Below are 16,107 nucleotides of genomic sequence, written 5' to 3' on the forward strand. Positions count from 1 at the left end.
GGCCGATTGACCCCTATCGAGTACGAGACCATCATGACCGCACCGGCCAATCAGGCCGCGTGACCTGATCTGACACCGGATCATGCAGCAGACCCGTGTCCCGATTCGCCGCTCGGGCATGGGGGAGACATCCTGCCTGATCACGAGACCCACCTCCTCAAGCGTGGGCAGCCACGCCTGGCCGAGGAGGCCCGAGCTGACGGGGTCGCTGCCGTGTTGGCGGAGCACTTCGCCGAGCCTGAGGCCGATGGGTCGGCTCTCGTACCAGCCTTCTGCGCTTTCAGTGCCTACTTCAGTCTCCACGACTACGAGCAGATCTTGGCCGTCCTCGCTGACATCGATCCTCGCCGGCTGCGGCAGACGGGGCGCTGGCTAGTCCGTCATAGCCCCGATCGCTGCTCGGTCAACGTGGGGCTTGGACTGCTGGCAGTGACGGCCCAACCGCGTGACATCCCGATGATCCAGACCATCGCTGTGCTGGAGTGCTTCGGCACTCTCGCGGCCGAGATCTTCGAGTACCGCTTCAGGGATGTGGACGCCCTCATTTGGCTGGGTGAGCATGTGGCCGTCTGGGGACGAGTCCACGCCGTGGAAGCGCTGTGCCGCATCGCACCCGAGGAGGCCCGCCCGTGGCTGCTGCGGCGATCTTGTGGGGGAGGTCTCGACACGTACTTCGCTGGCAAGGTTGCCGTCGCTGCGCGTCTCCATGAAGCGATGACCGATAGCGCCTTGGATGGTGAGCTGATTGATCACACCGGACAGCTCCTCGCCGTCATGACAAGGGCCGCGAACACAGGCCTGACGCTGAAGCACTACGAGCACGGGCAGACGGTCGTCCGAGCTCATGTCCGAGCGGCGACGCAGCGGCCGCCAGCAGCGAAGCGGCACCTACATGCGGCAATGATCGCCGAGTATCTCGGTGACGAGGATGCTTTGCGGAATACCTCCAGGGATGAGCGTTTGAGGCTCCGCGGCCAGTACATCGACTTACTGTCGCGGGAAGACTGGGTCGCACAAGCCCGTCAGGATCTAGCGGAGCGGCGATTCGAGATGTCTTGGACTGTCAAGAACCTGCTGCCGGGCCTGGGGCTGGCTGAGCTGTACTGAGACTTGATCGGCGGACGTCGCTCGTCGCGGCCTGGGCTTCAGCCGGTTCACAACCAGTCCGCGGACGTCCAGAAGGAGCAGTCGGCCAGCGGCAACTGTTGAAAAGCATCACCGCCGACCATGGCGCATCCGCACGGGCCAGCTGATCACCACGAGGGGTCTCGTAGGGCAGAGGTCGGTGACGGTCCCCGAGAGCCAGTGCCTTCGTCCTCTCAGTCGCCGTTGAACCACAAGCGCCGATGGGTCGTGCGATGGTCGCGAGACGGGATGACGAGGTCGGCCAGAGTGCTCAAGCGCTCCGCGGTACGGCGCAGGTCTTTATCCTCGACCTGCTGCATGAGCGCCTGGACCTCCTTGAGGAGCGCCCTGCACTGACGGGGGTTGAAGATCGTGTCGTCGTAGCGGTCGACGCCCGCCAGGAGTGGGAAGTCGGCGGGCGTCGCGGCCGCGACATCGACCAGCCTGCTGTACGGGTGTTCGCAGTCCTCCTCGACCAGCGTTCCTGAGTACTCCTGCACTCGTACGGTCAGCGCCACAGCGGCAGTCTCCCAGCCTCTCGGGTGGAGTGGTGCCCTGTGCCCCCGAGGTGCCCCCGGTGCCGCCGCGCCTGCCCCCGGCAGCCCCCATCAACCGACTGCCGGACAAGCACGGCGGCACCGCCTCGGCCACCCCTCCGCACCCTGGAACTGGCTCGTAATGCGTAGGTCCGGGGTTCGATTCCCCGAGGCGGCTCAGAGCAGCCCCGCAGGTCACAGACCTGCGGGGCTCTTTGCTGCCCGCGGTTGACGCTCTGCCTGCACCCCGGCTGCGGCGCGCCGGTGAGGGCGGCCGTTGCGGCGGCGTGTCGGGCTCAGCCCGCAGGGAGAGTGTCAGCGGGTTGCCGTTCTGGACGCGGGGAGCGTGTACGACAGCACGAAGGAGTCCGCTGCCATCACCGTGTGGCAGACCTCCACGAGCGTGCCGTCGATGCCGTAGGCGGTGCGGAGCAGGTGGAACACCGGCGCTCCGCAGGCGAGCGCCAGTATGCGGCTCTCCTCAGCGGTGGGCATCCGCTCCTCGACGTGGTCGAGCCGGTGGCCGAGTCCTTCCAAGCGGGCGTAGGTGCCACCAGAGTCCGGGGCAGTCCCTGATGCCTACGCCCGGGCACGTCACCAACATCCGTGCCCACCACACCTAAGGAAGGAGCTTGCTCGTCTCGCGGGCGGCCTTGCGGATCCCTGCTCTCTCGTCCAGCCAGCCGCCTGCGACGCCGACGACGGGGAGCTTGCCGATCGCGCGGGTGAGCAGGCCACCGCGGGGGCGTTCGTCGAGGAGGTTCTGCACCTCGAAGAACGCCCGGGCGAGCCGCCAGACGGTACGGGCTGCCCTCTTGGCGCCGCGCCCGAGCGTCGCGACGCGGCCGCTGTCGTCCTCCTCGCCCTCGCCCTCGCCCTCGCCCTCGCCCTCGCCCTCGCCCTCGGCGTCGAGGCGCTGCTCGCTCTCCTCCGGCGCGGGGATGGGCGGGTCGATGGAGCGCACGTCGCGGTCGAACAGGACCTTGGCCAGGAGCGGCACCCAGTCCGCAGGGTCGGTTCGGCCGTGTTCGCGGGCGGTCGCGCAGACCGCCAGTCCTGCCGCGGAGGCGCCCAGGGCGGCCTGCAGGGGCAGCCGGTCGGCCAGGGCCCCGGCGAAGCGGGGGGCGGCGGCGGCGAGCCCGGCGCTGATCCCGATCCGGGTCACCCACCAGTCCACGCGCTGGGAGACGGGGCGGCTGCGCCACGTCGGGGAAGCGGGCGTGACCTCACCGAGGGCGCGGTCGCGCAGGGCGTCGAAGGCGCGGGCGGGGAAGGAGGCGGTGGGTGGCGGGTCGTCGTCGAGACCCAGCCACCGCTGGGGGTCGGTGAGGATGTGGTCCACCATGCCGGCGTAGGCGCCCAGGACGCGCGCGATCTGCGCGTCGCTGACGGCGGGGGTCCTGCTCATGTCCGGGTCGCCTCCTGGGCTGACGCATCGCCTGACGTGGGTGCCCTCGATCGGGTGGGCAACCGCGACCGAATGACACCATCCGCTGCGGAGGCCGACCACTCAGCACGGTCATCAGAGCAGGTCACCGATGCCGCCGAGGCGGGGTAGGTCGAGCCCGCTACAGCGGTCGGCGCGCCACGAACGTGACGTGCGTGTCCGGCCACTCCACCCGCTCGCCGGTCGAGGCGTCGCGCAGCGCGGCACCGGCCGAGAGCCGGTTCTCGACGAGCCACTCGTTGCGCCACGCCCCGCTCGCGGGCTCGACGGAGAACCCGACGCCCTCGAGCAGCGCGACCCAGTCGGGCCACGTCATGTCGCAGAACCGCTCGTGGCACTCGGACAGCCAGCTGTCGACGTAGTCGCGGGTGTAGAGGAACTCCATCGCGGCCCGCAGGGTGAGTTCCGCGACGCCGTCCGCGACCCAGCGCACGTCGCACTCGCCGCCGGACAGGGCCGGGAAGTCCTGCGCGAACTGCACGAGGCGCTCGGCCGGCGACAGCGCGGCCACGTGCCCGGCGACGGCCTCCCCGGTCCAGCCGCTCAGGTTCACGGGGGCGACCCCCGCACCGGTGCCGTCGAGCACGAGGTGCACGAGCCGGTCCCCGCCGACCGGGCCCAGCACGTCCGAGCAGACCCACACGCCACCGGGCGCGGTGTGCTCGTGGATGCGCGTCGCGAGGAGTTCGAGGTCGCTGCGGCCCTCGCCGTAGCTGGCGATCTCGTGGGTCAGGGCGACGGTCAGCGTCGTGCTGACCGAGGCGACGGGGAAGACGGCGGAGCGCAGCAGGTTCCGCTGCGCGAAGAAGACGTTCGGGTTCGCGAACACGCCCTGCGCGCGTCGGTGCTCGGCCTCGGCGACGAGGTGGCGTGAGACGTCGACCCCGTAGAGGTCGGATTCGGCGAGGCGCGGGTCGCGGGCCGCGCGCTCCAGGAGCCCGCCCGCCGCGCAGCCGAGGTCCACGACGCGACCGGGCTCGACGAACGGGGCGACCTGCTCCCACTTGCGGTCCGAGGCGTCGTCGAACGCCGCGGTGTAGCTGCGGTAGTCGCGCGTCGTGGTGAGGTCGCCCTCGGTCGAGACCGTCGGGTCGGCGTGGATCAGTGCGATGTGCGCGTCGAGCCGGTACCGGTCGTAGAAGCGCACGACCTCGGGGTGGGCCAGGTCGCGCCAGCGCTCGTCGCCCGCGGCCAGCAGTTCGAGCACGTCCCACGGGCGGGCCGGGGCGTCCTCGGCCGCGTCCTCGACGGGGACGATGCGGAACCCCAGCTCGGCGTACATCGCGGCGACCTGCGGGGTGGAGCACGCGACGACCGTCTCGCGCGGGCTCGCGGTGACCCCGGTCGAGAGCTCGACGCTCGCGAGGACCGTGCGCGCGAAGCGCGGGCTCGGCGGGACGTCGGCCACGGGGGCGATGAGCGAGGGAAGGCCCTCGACGGCCGTGACGCGCTCGATCATCGCCTCGCGCCGGTGCGCCGGGATCGGGTTGCGCCGGGTGCCGCTGTGGGTGGCGGAGGTGACGGCCCAGACGACGTCCGCGTCGGGGGTGCACTCGACCCGCGCGCCCGACGAGTCCGCGAGCTCCCCGGCCAGCAGCGCACGCAGGTGCACCGTCTGGAAGCGCGTCACCAGGTGGTGCCGGCCGGGGAACAGGACGTGGCGGACGGGCGCGGGCATGGCGACCAGGATGCCAGTCCGCCACGCGGGACCCGGGGTTCGGCGGGACCGGTGGACGCCTCCGGTCGGAGGTGCGTCGATGCGGGGTCGGATCCGTGAGCGGGCCGGCGACCCGTCCCGGGGGTCGCGTCGAGGTGCCACGGTGGGGGGATGCGATCGTCGCCCTCCGCCGGGCCCGCCTGGTTCCGTCTCCTGCTGCGAGGGAGCCTCGGTGTGACGGTGCTCGGCTTCGTCGCCAGCGTGGTCATGTTCTTCCGGCCGTGGACGGAGTGCGCGGAGTACGAGGACGCTCCGCTGGGGGCCGGGTGCCCGGTCGAGGGTCCGGAGGTCTACCTCGTTCAGGGTGCCCTGCTGCTGTTCCTGCTGGGCGTCCTGGGCCTGCTCGCCTCAGTCGTGACCGCCGGCCGCGCTGCGAGGGGATGACGAGGACGAGGAGGCCGCCGCGGTCACCGGGTGACCGTGACGACCTCCTCGCCCTCCGCAGGGCCTGCCGCGTCAGTACGTCAGGACCAGGTGGGACCTGTTGCCCGTGGCTTCCTTGGAGGTGTAGTAGGCGCCGTCGGTGGAGGCGTCGGTGATGCGGAAGCTGTAGACGCCCTCAGCCGTGATGTGGCTGCTCAGGTCGATCTCCTGCCACTGCCCGGTCGTGACGGGCCCGAGTTCGGCCAGCTTCGTCGCGCCGGCGGCCGGTGCCGTCTGCCAGGTGACGGTCCGCTCGCTCCACAGTGTGTCCGCGACGGGGTGGACGTGACCGCCCTTGTCGGAGCCGTTGGCGACGTGCAGGCGCAGCTTCGCGCTCTTCACCGGCGCGCCACCGAGGCCGGTGACGTTGAACTTCACGAGTGCGTGCTTGAGCGGCTCGCCGTCGGTGCCGAACGTGGTCTGCGTCCCGTAGTTCGTCGCGGGCGCCCCGGACTCCACGGTGGCGTCGTCCGCGGGCAGCAGCGTCGTCGTCTGCGTCGGGGCCGGCTCGGTCGTGGTGGGGGTGGTGGTCTTGGGTTCGAGGGTGAGGACGAGTCGGGGCTTGCCGGTGGTGCTCTCGCGGCTGCCGTAGCCGGCGCCGTCGGTGGAGGAGGAGGCGGTGCGGAAGCTGTAGGTGCCGTCGCCGGTGATGGCGGAGGTGGCGTCGTGCTCGACCCAGGTGCCGGTGGTGACGGCGCCGAGCGTGGAGAGTGCGGTGGCGTCGGCGGCGGGGGCGGTGCTCCAGGTGACGGTGCGCTCGTCCCAGCCGGTGGCGGCGGTGCGGTGCAGCCTGCCGCCGCTGGTGGAGGGGTTGGTCACCTGCATCTGGATCCGGGCGCTGCGGACGGTGTAGCCCTCGGTTCCGGTCACGGAGAACTTCAGGAGTGCTTCCTCGACGGGGCTGGCGTCGACCTCGATGCTCGTGGTGGCGCCGTCGTTGGTGGTCGGCGTGGCCTGGCGCACCGTCGCATCCGCCACGGCGGTGAAGGTCTTCGTGGTGGGGGTGGTGGTCTTGGGTTCGAGGGTGAGGACGAGTCGGGGCTTGCCGGTGGTGCTCTCGCGGCTGCCGTAGCCGGCGCCGTCGGTGGAGGAGGAGGCGGTGCGGAAGCTGTAGGTGCCGTCGCCGGTGATGGCGGAGGTGGCGTCGTGCTCGACCCAGGTGCCGGTGGTGACGGCGCCGAGCGTGGAGAGTGCGGTGGCGTCGGCGGCGGGGGCGGTGCTCCAGGTGACGGTGCGCTCGTCCCAGCCGGTGGCGGCGGTGCGGTGCAGCCTGCCGCCGCTGGTGGAGGGGTTGGTCACCTGCATCTGGATCCGGGCGCTGCGGACGGTGTAGCCCTCGGTTCCGGTCACGGAGAACTTCAGGAGTGCTTCCTCGACGGGGCTGGCGTCGACCTCGATGCTCGTGGTGGCGCCGTCGTTGGTGGTCGGCGTGGCCTGGCGCACCGTCGCATCCGCCACGGCGGTGAAGGTCTTCGTCGTCGTGGTGGGGCTCTCCAGCACCGGCGGCAACGCCGGCGACGTCGCGGACCGGCCGATGGTGAAGCGGTCGGCGAAGGCCGTGGTGCCGGTGTTGACGAACGTGGACGTCAGCGCGTCGGCGGTGACCTCGATGCGGTTGTAGCCGTAGGTGGGGAGGTCGGCGTTGCCCTCCGTCACGGCGAAGTACCCGGCCTCGGTGTCGCTGGGGTTGACGGTGCGCGGGGGACGGCCGCCCAGCCCGCTGATGACGAGGACCGTGCCCTTGCCGGCCTCGTAGCCGCCCGCGTTCCCGCTGGCGGCGATGCAGGAGGAGTTGACGGTGTTGGTGGGGACCCTGGTGCAGCCGCTGCCGTGGGCGAGCTGGTGGGAGCGCTGGTAGTCGTGCTCGTGGCCCTGGAGCAGGAGGTCGACCTTCTTGCTCACGACGGTGTTGAAGAACGCCGAGCCGATCTGGTCGACCTTGCTCCCGGTGGTGATGTAGTTCATGTGGTTGGCCACGATGACCCACTTGATGCCTGCGGCGCGGGCCTGGTCGATGCTGTTGCTGAGCCACGTGTGCTCGGGGGAGCCGCTGGCGAACGTGTACTCCAGGCCGGGGGACATCACGATGAAGCGGGCCAGCGGCGCCGTCGCCGGGTGGTCGAAGTAGTAGTCGCGGCCGTGGGTGCTGCCGGGCATGACGGTGCTGCCCATCCGGTCCGGCAGGCAGGGCAGGTACTCGTCGAAGTTGTGGGTCTCGTGGTTGCCCTGGACCAGCGGGAAGCGGAACGTCTCACCGAACTGGTCGCCCGCCGGCTTGCCCGCACCGCGGTTGATGTTGTCCTTCACGAACGTGCACCAGGACGCGGGCGCGATCGTGTCGTAGCTGAGGTCGCCCAGGCTGAGGAAGAACGAGGGGTTCTCCGCGCCCACCCGCTGCATCAGCGTGGCCGCCGGGCTCGCCGAGCCGTGGTCGCCGGCCGTGGCGAACGTGAAGGAGCCGGTGGTGGAGGTCGAGGCCGAGGCGGCTCCGGAGCCCGCGAGCGTTCCCGCCACCATGAGGGCCGCGGCCGCGAGGCCGGCCCATCGGTTGCGCTGACGACCTGTGCCCATGGTGTCCTCCGTCTGCCCCGCGAGCGTTCCGTGAGCGCTCAGCCTTGTGACTCTGCGTAGCCAATCGGACACTTCTGGCCGAACCTTGAGGGGCTAACGCGCCACGATGTGGTGATCAAGCGCGCAGTGCGCCGGGGCGCCCGCTCACGTGCGGGCCGGGTGACGGCGAGCCTGCGCGCTGCGCGCGACACGCCCGCTGGTGGGCGGCTCGAAGCGGCGTGTCACGGCCGGGGTGCAGGGAGAGTGTCAGGCTGGGACCGCGCCGAGCCGGGGGAGCCGCCGTGACCGCCACCGCCCTGCCCGCAGGCATCCGGGCCGACGTCGAGACGCTGTGGGGCTACCACCAGCTGCACCACCCGCCCGCGACCACCGACGTCGGCATCGGCCTCGGCAGCCACGACCTCGGCGTGGCGACCTGCGCGGCCCAGCTCTACGCCGCCGGCCGCTTCCCGTTCGTCGTCTTCACCGGCGCCAACGCACCCACGACCATCGAGCGCTTCCCCCGCGGCGAGGCCGTGCACTACCGCGAGCACGCCCTGTCCCTCGGCGTTCCGGACGAGGCGATCGTCGTCGAGCCCCGCGCCCGCAACACCGGGGAGAACATCACCCTCGTGCGCGAGCTGCTGGCCGCCCGCGGCGTCGAGGTGGCGTCGGTGACGCTGATCTCCCGGCCCTACCAGCAGCGCCGCGCCCACGCCACGTGCCGCAAGCTCTGGCCTGAGATCGAGGTCTACTGCGCTTCCCTGCCCATGGCGCTGGACGACTACGTCGCCGGCATCGGCGACGCCGACCGGGTGGTGAACATGCTCGTCGGGGACACCCAGCGCATCGACGTGTACGCCGAGGAGGGCTTCGCCATCGCGCAGGAGGTTCCCGACGAGGTGCGCGCCGCGTACCGGCGCCTCGTCGACGCCGGCTACACCGCCCGGCTCGTCTGAGCGGTCCCGCGCCTCGGATCCGCGAACTCCGAGCCCGCCGCGGTTTCGGATGGCGGCGTGCCCCGGCGCATGGCACTTTGATCGTCATCACCCGTTGGACCCCAGCAGCGGCGCAGACGCCCTCCCGGCTCTCTGCGTCGCTTTTGCTGTGTCCACCACTGAAGGAGTTTCGTGAGCACTGCAGGCACCCCCGGCGTTTCGAGCTACAACGACACCGTCGGTGCGTTCCGTCCGCACGAGTCCCGCCGGGCACGGTCCACCGGTCTGGCGGTCGCTGCCGCCGGCATCCTGGTCTTCAACGTCGCACCCTTCCTGAACTGGGTGGACCCCAACAGCGAGGACAACCCCCGCACCGGTTACGAGAGCGACTCCCTCGTCCCGTTCATCGCCTACCTCGGCCTGGGGCTGCTGGTCGCCATGGCCTACGCCTTCAAGCGCGCCCGGCGCGGTCAGCACCGCGGCCTGACGCTGACCTCCATGGCGACCGGCATCGCAGCCACCCTGTGGTGCACCGCCTACGCCTTCAACCCCATGGGCGGCATGGAGCGCGGTGACGACGTCTCCGCGCAGTTCGGCATCTTCGTCGGCATCCTCGGTGCTGCGCTGTGGGCCATCGGCTCGGGCCTGCTCGCCAAGGAGATCGAGGGCGACGACGACGAGCGCACCGACGCGCACACCCGCGACGGCTCCCGCAACCGCTGACGCAGGGGCGACGCGCGCGGGCGGCGGCTCACCGGTCCTGGTGAGTCCGGCCGCGCATCGCACGACATGAGGGGAGCGGCGTCATGCCGCTCCCCTCATGTCATGTCGGGGGCCGCGTCACACGTCCCGGACCCGGGCCTGGACGGTGTGGTGACCGGAGGCCCCGTCCGGCGCCACGGGCGTGCGCTCGTCCGTCTGGACCTCCCCGCGGCCGTCGGTCGCCCGGGTCGAGATGACGTGCTCACCGGGGGTCGCGTCCCAGGGCAGGTACCACTGCCGCCAGCAGTCCACGTCGAGCGGTGCGGCGAGTTCGGCGGTCTGCCAGGGGCCGTCGTCCACCCGCACCTCCACGCGCTCGATGCCGCGGGTCGGCGCCCACGCCACCCCCGCGATGACGCCACGACCGGCGGGCACGGTGGTCCCCGGGCGGGGGACGTCGATGCGGGACTGCGTCTTGACGGGGCCCTCCTTGGCCCATCCCCGCGGGATCCAGTACCCCTCCACGTCGTCCCAGCGTGTGAGCTCGATCGCGGCGAGCCACTTGGTGGCGGAGACGTAGCCGTACAGGCCCGGTACCACCAGCCGCGCCGGGAAGCCGTGCTCCAGCGGCAGCGGTTCGCCGTTCATGCCCACCGCCACCATCGCCTCGCCCACGTCCAGGGCGGTGACCGTGGGGAACCCGGCGGTGAAACCGTCCACCGAGCGGCCGATGAGCTGGGTCGCTCCCTCCTGCACCCCGGCGCGCTCGAGGAGTTCGCGCAGCGGCACGCCCTGCCAGCGGGCGTTGCCGACGAGGTCACCGCCCACCTCGTTGGACACGCACGACAGCGTGACGTCCGCCTCGATGTGCGGGAGGTCCAGGAGTTCCCGGTAGGTCAGCGAGAACGGCCGGTCGACCATCCCGCGGACCTCCATGCTCCAGGTCTCGGGGTCGACGACGGGAACGCGCAGCGCGGTGTCGATGCGGAAGAACCGATCGTTGGGCACGAACAACGGGGTCAGGCCGGCGATCTCCAGGTCGGCCTCCGGGGGCACCGGGCCCGCGGGCCGGGCCGGGGCCGGCAACCGGACCGCCGCGCGCAGGCGCCCGAGCTGCTCGCGGCCCGCCAGCAGCCAGCCCCCCGCGCCGCCCAGGACGCCGAGCGCGGTGGCCGTGCCGGCGAACGCGACGAAGCGGCGCCGGTCCACCCCGGTGCCGTCCGCGGTGCGCGGCACCGCCATCCGGAGCAGCCGGTGCAGCACGGCGACGCCGACGAGCACCCCCAGGGCGCCGACGGCCACCGCGGGAAGGGCCGCCGTCCGCGGGTCCTGCAGCGCGGCGGCCACCCCGGCGGCGGCCACGGCCGCGAAGGCGGCGGCGGCGGGGACGAACCACCGGCGGGCCAGCACGCCGAGGGCGGCACCGAGGACGGCGCACACCAGGAGGATGCTGAGGACGAGGACGGGCTTGTCGGCGCGCCCCAGCAGCGCGATCGCGGCCCGCTCCAGCCATCCGGGCACGCTGTCGATGACGGCGTCACCCACGGCGAGCACCAGGGACGGCACCGGCCCGACGAGACCCGCGGCCAGTTCCACGGCGCCCAGGGCGGCGGCGACCGCCGCCACACCGGCGAGGGCGCCGCGCCGTGCCGTGCCGCGCTCCCGCTCGGAGCGGCCCTGGTCAGCGGGGGACGTCGAGGCGGCGGCCATGCCGCTCATGGTGCCCCCGGCCCGGCACCTCCACGCGCCCGCGACCGCCCGGGGCCGGAAATGACGCAAGAACGTCATGCGCGGTCGTGCGGCTGCGGCGCGAAGGGCGGCGCGACCCGCGGCGCCGCCCGGACCCTCAGGAGCCGGTCGGCTGGGCGACGCCGGCGACGATGCCGGCGGCGAGGTCGCGCAGCTTGACGTTCCGGTTCTGCGAGGCCCTGGTCAGGATCCGGAAGGCCGCCTGCGCGTCGCAGCGGTTCTGGGCCATGATCACGCCCATGGCCTGGTCGATGACCGCGCGGCTGTCCATCGCGGTCCGCATCTGCTCGGCGAGCTGGGCGGCGCCGGTGTAGGCGACGGCGTTGCCGACCGCGACCGCCAGGTGGGAGGCCAGCTCGTGCGCGACCGCGATGTCCTCGTCGGAGAAGGCCCCCGGCTTCCGGGAGTAGCAGTTCAGGGCGCCGACGATCTCGGTCTGCACCGGCAGGGGCACCGAGAGGGAGCTCCGGACGCCGTGGGCGGCGACGTGGGCGGTGTAGTCCGGCCAGCGGGTCTCCGAGCGCGTGTCCTCGATGAGCAGGACGGTGCCGGTGAGGCCGGCCTCGATGCAGGGGCCGTAGCCGTGCTCGTACTGCAGCTCGTCGGCGTCCAGGGCGAGCCTGCCGGTGTGGGCCGCCGTCCACGGCCTGCCGCTGCGCACCAGCGTGGTCGACACCTCGTCCGCCCCGTGCAGGCAGTCCCTGGCGATGACGACGAGCTGGTGCAGGACGTCCTCCAGCGACCCCTCGCCGAGCCGGACGCCCAGCAGGGCCGTCGTCGCCGACGGGGGGAGCTGAGGCATGCGACCGAGCCTAACGCCGGATCGGCGCCCCACCTCCGCCGCCGGGGCGGCGCCGTGCGCGCGGGCCTGCCTACGCTGGGCCGGTGCCCGCCCGACGCCGTCACCGACGCCCCCGCCCGGGGCCCGCGCCGGCGCGTGTGACCCTCGACGCCCTGGACCTCGTCGCGGACCCGCCGGCCCGTCCGCTGCCCCACGGCGGCGTCCCCGGTGCGGTGTGGAGCGCGTGGCGCGCCCGCCGCCCCGACGGGCCGCCTGCGCGGCCGCTGACCCTGACCCACAGCCGCCCGGCGTCCGCCCCCTCGCCATGGGCGGGGCAGCAGCCGCCGTTCGACTGGCCCGACGTCCTGGTGACGCTGCACCGCCACCTCCTGCTCCCGGACCTGCGGCACCGGGTGGAGGTCGCCGCGCTCGGCGCGACCGTCCGCCTGACCCGCCTCGACGGAGCCCCGCTGGCGCTGGCCGACCCGGCGGCCCGGTTGCGCGCGCACGGCGTGCTGAGCGGGCGCCGCGTCGACCTCGACCCCGGGGAGGTCCTGGCCTTCGCGCTGCTGCACGCGGAACTGCGCTCGTTCCTCGCCGCGCACCCCCCGGGCGGGGGCCTCGACCTGCGCCTGGTGCTCGCCGCGGCCGACGTCGGGCTGAGCGCGGCGGACGTCGAGGCGGCCCACGCGGCCGGGACGCTGACCCCCGACCGCATCGAGTTCCTCGCCGCCTTCCAGGGAGTGGACGGGCGGATGTTCGACGGATCCGGGAGAACCCCCGCATGAGCCAGCAGCACACGGACACCTGCGACGCGCTGGGCATCGCCCTGCTCGCCAACGTCCCCGTCGTCCTGTGGGGGCCGCCCGGGCAGGGCAAGTCGTCGGTCATCCGGGAACTGGCGGAGGGCATGGGCGCCCACCTGGAGACGGTCATCGCCTCGATCCGCGAGCCGAGCGACTTCGCGGGGCTGCCGATCGTCGACGCCGGCTCGGGAACGGCCGTCCTGGCGCCGCCGTCGTGGGCGGTGCGGCTGCGCGACGCGGTGGAGGAGGGGCGGGCGGGCATCCAGTTCTACGACGAGGTCTCGACCGCGCCCCCCGCGACGCAGGCCGCGCTGCTGCGCCCCATCCTCGAGGGCGTCGTCGGCGACCTGCGGCTGCCCCCGCAGGTCCGCACCGTCGCCGCGGCGAACCCGCCGGACGTCGCGGCCGACGGGTGGGACCTCGCCCCGCCGGTCGCCAACCGCTTCCTGCACCTGACGTGGACCCTGGACGCCGCGACCGTGCGCGAGGGGTTCACCGGCGGCTGGCCGGCCGTCACCGTGCCGCAGGCGGACGAGGCGGAGGTCGCGGCCCTGCTGGAGCAGGCGACGACGCTCGTCGGGGTGTTCCTCGGCTCGAAGCCCGAACTGGTCACGCGGATGCCGTCGTCCTCGGAGGAGGCCGGCCGCGCGTTCCCCACCCCGCGCTCGTGGGAGATGGCGGCACGGCTGTACGCCCACGCCCGTGCCGCGGGGATGAACAGCACGGTGGTCACCCTCCTCGTCGCGGGCACGGTGGGGGTCGCCGCGGCCGGGGCGTTCCTGGCCTACGTCCGCGAACTGGACCTGCCCGACCCCGAGGAACTGCTGCGCGACCCCGACTCCTACGTCGTGGACCCCCAGCGCACCGACAAGACGTACGCCGTGGCGGCCTCGGTGTGGGCCGCGACCGCCGCGGACAACACCGTCGAGCGGTGGCTGAACTGCGGCCGGGTGCTGGCCAGGATCGCCGACGCCCGCAGCGCGGACATCGCGTTCTCCTACGGCCGCAGGTGGGCGCAGGACCGCCCGGCGGGCGCGATGCCGACACCGCAGATCATCGCCTCCCTCGGCCCGATCCTGCAGGAACTCGGCCTGCTGACCCGCGACGCATGAACCGGCGGGAGCGGGGCGGGCAGCGCACCCCGGGCCGCGGGGGCGGCGCCGCGGCGGGGGAGTCGCTGGAGGAGCGGGCCGCCCTGCGCCTGGCCGCCGGTCGTGCCAGGGCCTGCGACCTGATGCCGTACCTCAGCGACGCGCTGTACGCCGTCAAGGCCGTTCCCACCACCGCGATCCCCACCGCCGGCATCGACCCGCGCTGGCGGATGCACTACAACCCCGAGTTCGTCCTCACCCTCGACGTGGCCGAGGTCGTCGGCGTCTGGCTGCACGAGGTCGGCCACCCCCTGCGGGGGCACCACGAGCGGTTCGAGGCCCTCGCCGAACCGCAGGAACGCCACCCGCTGTTCAACCAGGCCGGGGACTGCGCCATCAACGACGACCTGCGGGCGGCCGGGATCCGCCTGCCCGCCCTCAAGGCCTGGTACCCGGAACGGGTGCCCGGTGCCGGTCCTGGCATGACGGCGGAGCAGATCTACCGGCTCCTCGTCGCCGGCCCCGCGGGCCGTCGGCTGGCGGCCGCCTCGCCGTCCCTGCTGCTGCTCCCCGCCGCTCTGCGCCACGACCACGGGGTGCCGACCCGGGTCCTCGGGCACACCCGCGAGGCGTTCCTCACCGGGCTCGCCAGCGTCGTGCTCCGCGGCCCCGACGGCGCCGCCCGCACCGGCGAGGGCGGTTCGCCGGCAACCGGGCCGGTCACGGTCCACGACGAGCGCACCGTCTCCTTCGACCTGCGGGTGCGGCTGCCCGCGGGGGAGCACACCGTCGAGGTCACCTGCGGTGGCACCGGCGCGAGCGCCGTGCTGGAGGTCACGGCACCGACGATCGCCTTGCGCCCGGACCACCTGCCCCGCAGGCGCGGTGAGCGGGAGAAGGTGGTGGTCGCGGGCCGGGAGACGCGGTTCACCGCCGCGTCGGTCGTGGAGGTGCTCGACGCGGGCGGTGCCCCCGGCGCAGCGCCCGGCGTCGTGCCGGGCGTCGTGTCGAACGTCGCCCACGTCAGCGCCACCTACCTGACGTTCGACCTCGGCCCCGTCCCCGACGGCGCCTACCTCGTGCGCGTGGGCGACGGCGGCGAGGTCGTGCAGGCGGTGCTCCCCGTCGGCCTGCCGCACCTGGACCTCAGCCCCGGCCGGCTGCCCAGCGGCTACGCGGTACCGGCGCCGGTGGCGCTCGTCGGTGACGACGTGACCCTCGACGCGACGAGCACCGTGGACCTCCTCGACCCGGCGGCCGGAACCGCGCCGCTGGCCGGTGCGACGGGAAGGCCGACGGTGGCAGGCCCGGGCGTCCTGAACGTGGAACTGACCCGCAGCCTGCCCGACGGGCGCTACCTCGTCGTGGTCACCACGGCCGGTGAGCGAGCCGTCGCGACCCTCACCGTCGGCGCGGACCGTCCCGAGGGGACGGCGCCCCTGCCCGCGACCGCCGGCCACGACGACTGCGGTTCCGGTGCCGGCGGTCCGCGCCGCCCGTGGGAGGGAGACTCCGGCGGTCGCGACGCCGCCGGGAACGACGACGGCAGCGTGGACGCGGGACGCGCCGAACTGATCCGGCGGCAGACCGCGCAGAACGTCCTGGAGCACGCCCGCAGCCGGGGTTCCGTTCCCGCGGGTCTGCAGCGGTGGGCGGAGTCCACCCTCACGCCGGTCGTCGACTGGCGCCGGGAGCTGGCGAGCGTCACCCGGCGGGTCAGCGCCCACGTCGCCGGGATGCGCGACTACTCCTACGCCCGACCCTCCCGGCGCAGCTCCTCGACCCCGGGAGTGGTGCTGCCCGCGATGCGGCAGCCACGACCGCCCCGGGCCGCCGAGGTCGTCGACACCTCGGCCTCGGTCACCGACGAGATGCTCTCGCGGGTGCACGCGGAGACGGAGGCGATCATCCGCCGCTGCCACGGGGCCGGGGTGCAGGTCATCGCCTGCGACGCCGCCGCGGGGCGGGCGCGCCTCGTCCGGCGGATGCGGGACCTCACGATGGTCGGCGGTGGCGGCACCGACATGCGCGTCGGCATCGCCGCGGCCGCCGCGCTGCGCCCGAGGGTGGACCTCGTCATCGTCGCCACCGACGGCGACACCCCCTGGCCCGAGGACCCGCCCCCGGAGAACCCCGACGCCACGTACGTGGCGCTGCTGCTCGACGGCGACCGCGAGGGGGTGCCGCGCTGGATGCGCAGGATCGTCGTCGAGCGCGACGGCCCCGACGGTCGCTGAGGAGT

General features: G+C 73.4%; 13 protein-coding genes and 1 pseudogene. 7 read left to right on the top strand and 7 right to left on the bottom strand.

Annotation, left to right across the window (positions count from 1 at the left end; all coding sequences use genetic code 11):
• Positions 1-213 precede the first annotated feature (213 nt).
• Complete coding sequence (locus CLV92_RS13890) at positions 214-1,107, top strand: hypothetical protein (protein WP_104433583.1); 894 nt, start codon at positions 214-216, stop codon at positions 1,105-1,107.
• Between the two features lie 212 nt (positions 1,108-1,319).
• Here CLV92_RS13890 and CLV92_RS13895 read toward each other — a convergent pair whose 3' ends face one another.
• From CLV92_RS13895 to CLV92_RS13910, 4 genes and pseudogenes are all read right to left on the bottom strand, one after another.
• On the bottom strand, positions 1,320-1,643 hold the full coding sequence (locus CLV92_RS13895) for a hypothetical protein (RefSeq protein WP_146099542.1): 324 nt from the start codon (positions 1,641-1,643) through the stop codon (positions 1,320-1,322).
• A 333-nt stretch (positions 1,644-1,976) separates the two neighbouring features.
• Positions 1,977-2,225: pseudogene (locus CLV92_RS13900) on the bottom strand (UTRA domain-containing protein); the annotation flags it as partial.
• Between the two features lie 55 nt (positions 2,226-2,280).
• Positions 2,281-3,069: a hypothetical protein gene (locus CLV92_RS13905; RefSeq protein ID WP_104433589.1), complete on the bottom strand. Its 789-nt coding sequence runs from the start codon at positions 3,067-3,069 to the stop codon at positions 2,281-2,283.
• A 160-nt stretch (positions 3,070-3,229) separates the two neighbouring features.
• The gene (locus CLV92_RS13910) at positions 3,230-4,786 is read right to left on the bottom strand and encodes a class I SAM-dependent methyltransferase (protein ID WP_104433591.1); all 1,557 of its coding nucleotides are present in this window, start codon (positions 4,784-4,786) and stop codon (positions 3,230-3,232) included.
• Between the two features lie 150 nt (positions 4,787-4,936).
• Between CLV92_RS13910 and CLV92_RS13915 the strand changes: the two genes are divergently transcribed.
• On the top strand, positions 4,937-5,209 hold the full coding sequence (locus CLV92_RS13915; protein WP_146099543.1) for a hypothetical protein: 273 nt from the start codon (positions 4,937-4,939) through the stop codon (positions 5,207-5,209).
• A 72-nt stretch (positions 5,210-5,281) separates the two neighbouring features.
• Here the strand turns inward: CLV92_RS13915 and CLV92_RS13920 are convergent, their stop codons facing one another.
• Entirely contained in the window at positions 5,282-7,819 is a 2,538-nt protein-coding gene (locus CLV92_RS13920) for a CBM96 family carbohydrate-binding protein (protein ID WP_104433595.1), read from the bottom strand.
• Positions 7,820-8,100: 281 nt separating this feature from the next.
• On the opposite strand from CLV92_RS13920, the gene CLV92_RS13925 reads away from it, so the two are divergent.
• Both CLV92_RS13925 and CLV92_RS13930 read left to right on the top strand, forming a co-directional pair.
• The gene (locus CLV92_RS13925) at positions 8,101-8,757 is read left to right on the top strand and encodes a YdcF family protein (RefSeq protein WP_104433597.1); all 657 of its coding nucleotides are present in this window, start codon (positions 8,101-8,103) and stop codon (positions 8,755-8,757) included.
• A 171-nt stretch (positions 8,758-8,928) separates the two neighbouring features.
• Positions 8,929-9,459 carry a hypothetical protein gene (locus CLV92_RS13930; protein WP_104433599.1) on the top strand — a complete coding sequence of 177 codons (531 nt, stop codon included), beginning with the start codon at positions 8,929-8,931 and terminating at the stop codon, positions 9,457-9,459.
• A 117-nt stretch (positions 9,460-9,576) separates the two neighbouring features.
• Here the strand turns inward: CLV92_RS13930 and CLV92_RS13935 are convergent, their stop codons facing one another.
• Both CLV92_RS13935 and CLV92_RS13940 read right to left on the bottom strand, forming a co-directional pair.
• Positions 9,577-11,148, bottom strand: coding sequence for a molybdopterin-dependent oxidoreductase (locus CLV92_RS13935; protein WP_104433851.1), 1,572 nt, complete (start codon positions 11,146-11,148; stop codon positions 9,577-9,579).
• Between the two features lie 136 nt (positions 11,149-11,284).
• Positions 11,285-11,989 carry a GAF and ANTAR domain-containing protein gene (locus CLV92_RS13940; RefSeq protein ID WP_104433601.1) on the bottom strand — a complete coding sequence of 235 codons (705 nt, stop codon included), beginning with the start codon at positions 11,987-11,989 and terminating at the stop codon, positions 11,285-11,287.
• Positions 11,990-12,126: 137 nt separating this feature from the next.
• On the opposite strand from CLV92_RS13940, the gene CLV92_RS13945 reads away from it, so the two are divergent.
• From CLV92_RS13945 to CLV92_RS13955, 3 genes are read left to right on the top strand one after another with little or no spacing between them, the layout of a single operon-like run.
• Positions 12,127-12,756 carry a hypothetical protein gene (locus CLV92_RS13945; protein ID WP_104433603.1) on the top strand — a complete coding sequence of 210 codons (630 nt, stop codon included), beginning with the start codon at positions 12,127-12,129 and terminating at the stop codon, positions 12,754-12,756.
• Positions 12,753-13,886, top strand: coding sequence for an AAA family ATPase (locus CLV92_RS13950; protein ID WP_104433605.1), 1,134 nt, complete (start codon positions 12,753-12,755; stop codon positions 13,884-13,886). The genes CLV92_RS13945 and CLV92_RS13950 overlap by 4 nt, the downstream gene beginning before the upstream one ends.
• Positions 13,883-16,102 carry a DUF2201 family putative metallopeptidase gene (locus CLV92_RS13955; protein WP_104433607.1) on the top strand — a complete coding sequence of 740 codons (2,220 nt, stop codon included), beginning with the start codon at positions 13,883-13,885 and terminating at the stop codon, positions 16,100-16,102. Before CLV92_RS13950 ends, CLV92_RS13955 begins: the two co-directional genes overlap by 4 nt.
• Positions 16,103-16,107: the final 5 nt, after the last annotated feature.

This window comes from Kineococcus xinjiangensis, assembly GCF_002934625.1.
GTDB lineage: Bacteria > Actinomycetota > Actinomycetes > Actinomycetales > Kineococcaceae > Kineococcus_A > Kineococcus_A xinjiangensis.

Bases quoted from the DNA above. Each gene is read 5' to 3' on its own strand.
- CLV92_RS13905 (WP_104433589.1), bottom strand. From the start codon at position 3,069: ATGAGCAGGACCCCCGCCGTCAGCGACGCGCAGATCGCGCGCGTCCTG.
- CLV92_RS13910 (WP_104433591.1), bottom strand. From the start codon at position 4,786: ATGCCCGCGCCCGTCCGCCACGTCCTGTTCCCCGGCCGGCACCACCTG.
- CLV92_RS13915 (WP_146099543.1), top strand. From the start codon at position 4,937: ATGCGATCGTCGCCCTCCGCCGGGCCCGCCTGGTTCCGTCTCCTGCTG.
- CLV92_RS13920 (WP_104433595.1), bottom strand. From the start codon at position 7,819: ATGGGCACAGGTCGTCAGCGCAACCGATGGGCCGGCCTCGCGGCCGCG.
- CLV92_RS13935 (WP_104433851.1), bottom strand. From the start codon at position 11,148: ATGGCCGCCGCCTCGACGTCCCCCGCTGACCAGGGCCGCTCCGAGCGG.
- CLV92_RS13940 (WP_104433601.1), bottom strand. From the start codon at position 11,989: ATGCCTCAGCTCCCCCCGTCGGCGACGACGGCCCTGCTGGGCGTCCGG.
- CLV92_RS13950 (WP_104433605.1), top strand. From the start codon at position 12,753: ATGAGCCAGCAGCACACGGACACCTGCGACGCGCTGGGCATCGCCCTG.
- CLV92_RS13955 (WP_104433607.1), top strand. From the start codon at position 13,883: ATGAACCGGCGGGAGCGGGGCGGGCAGCGCACCCCGGGCCGCGGGGGC.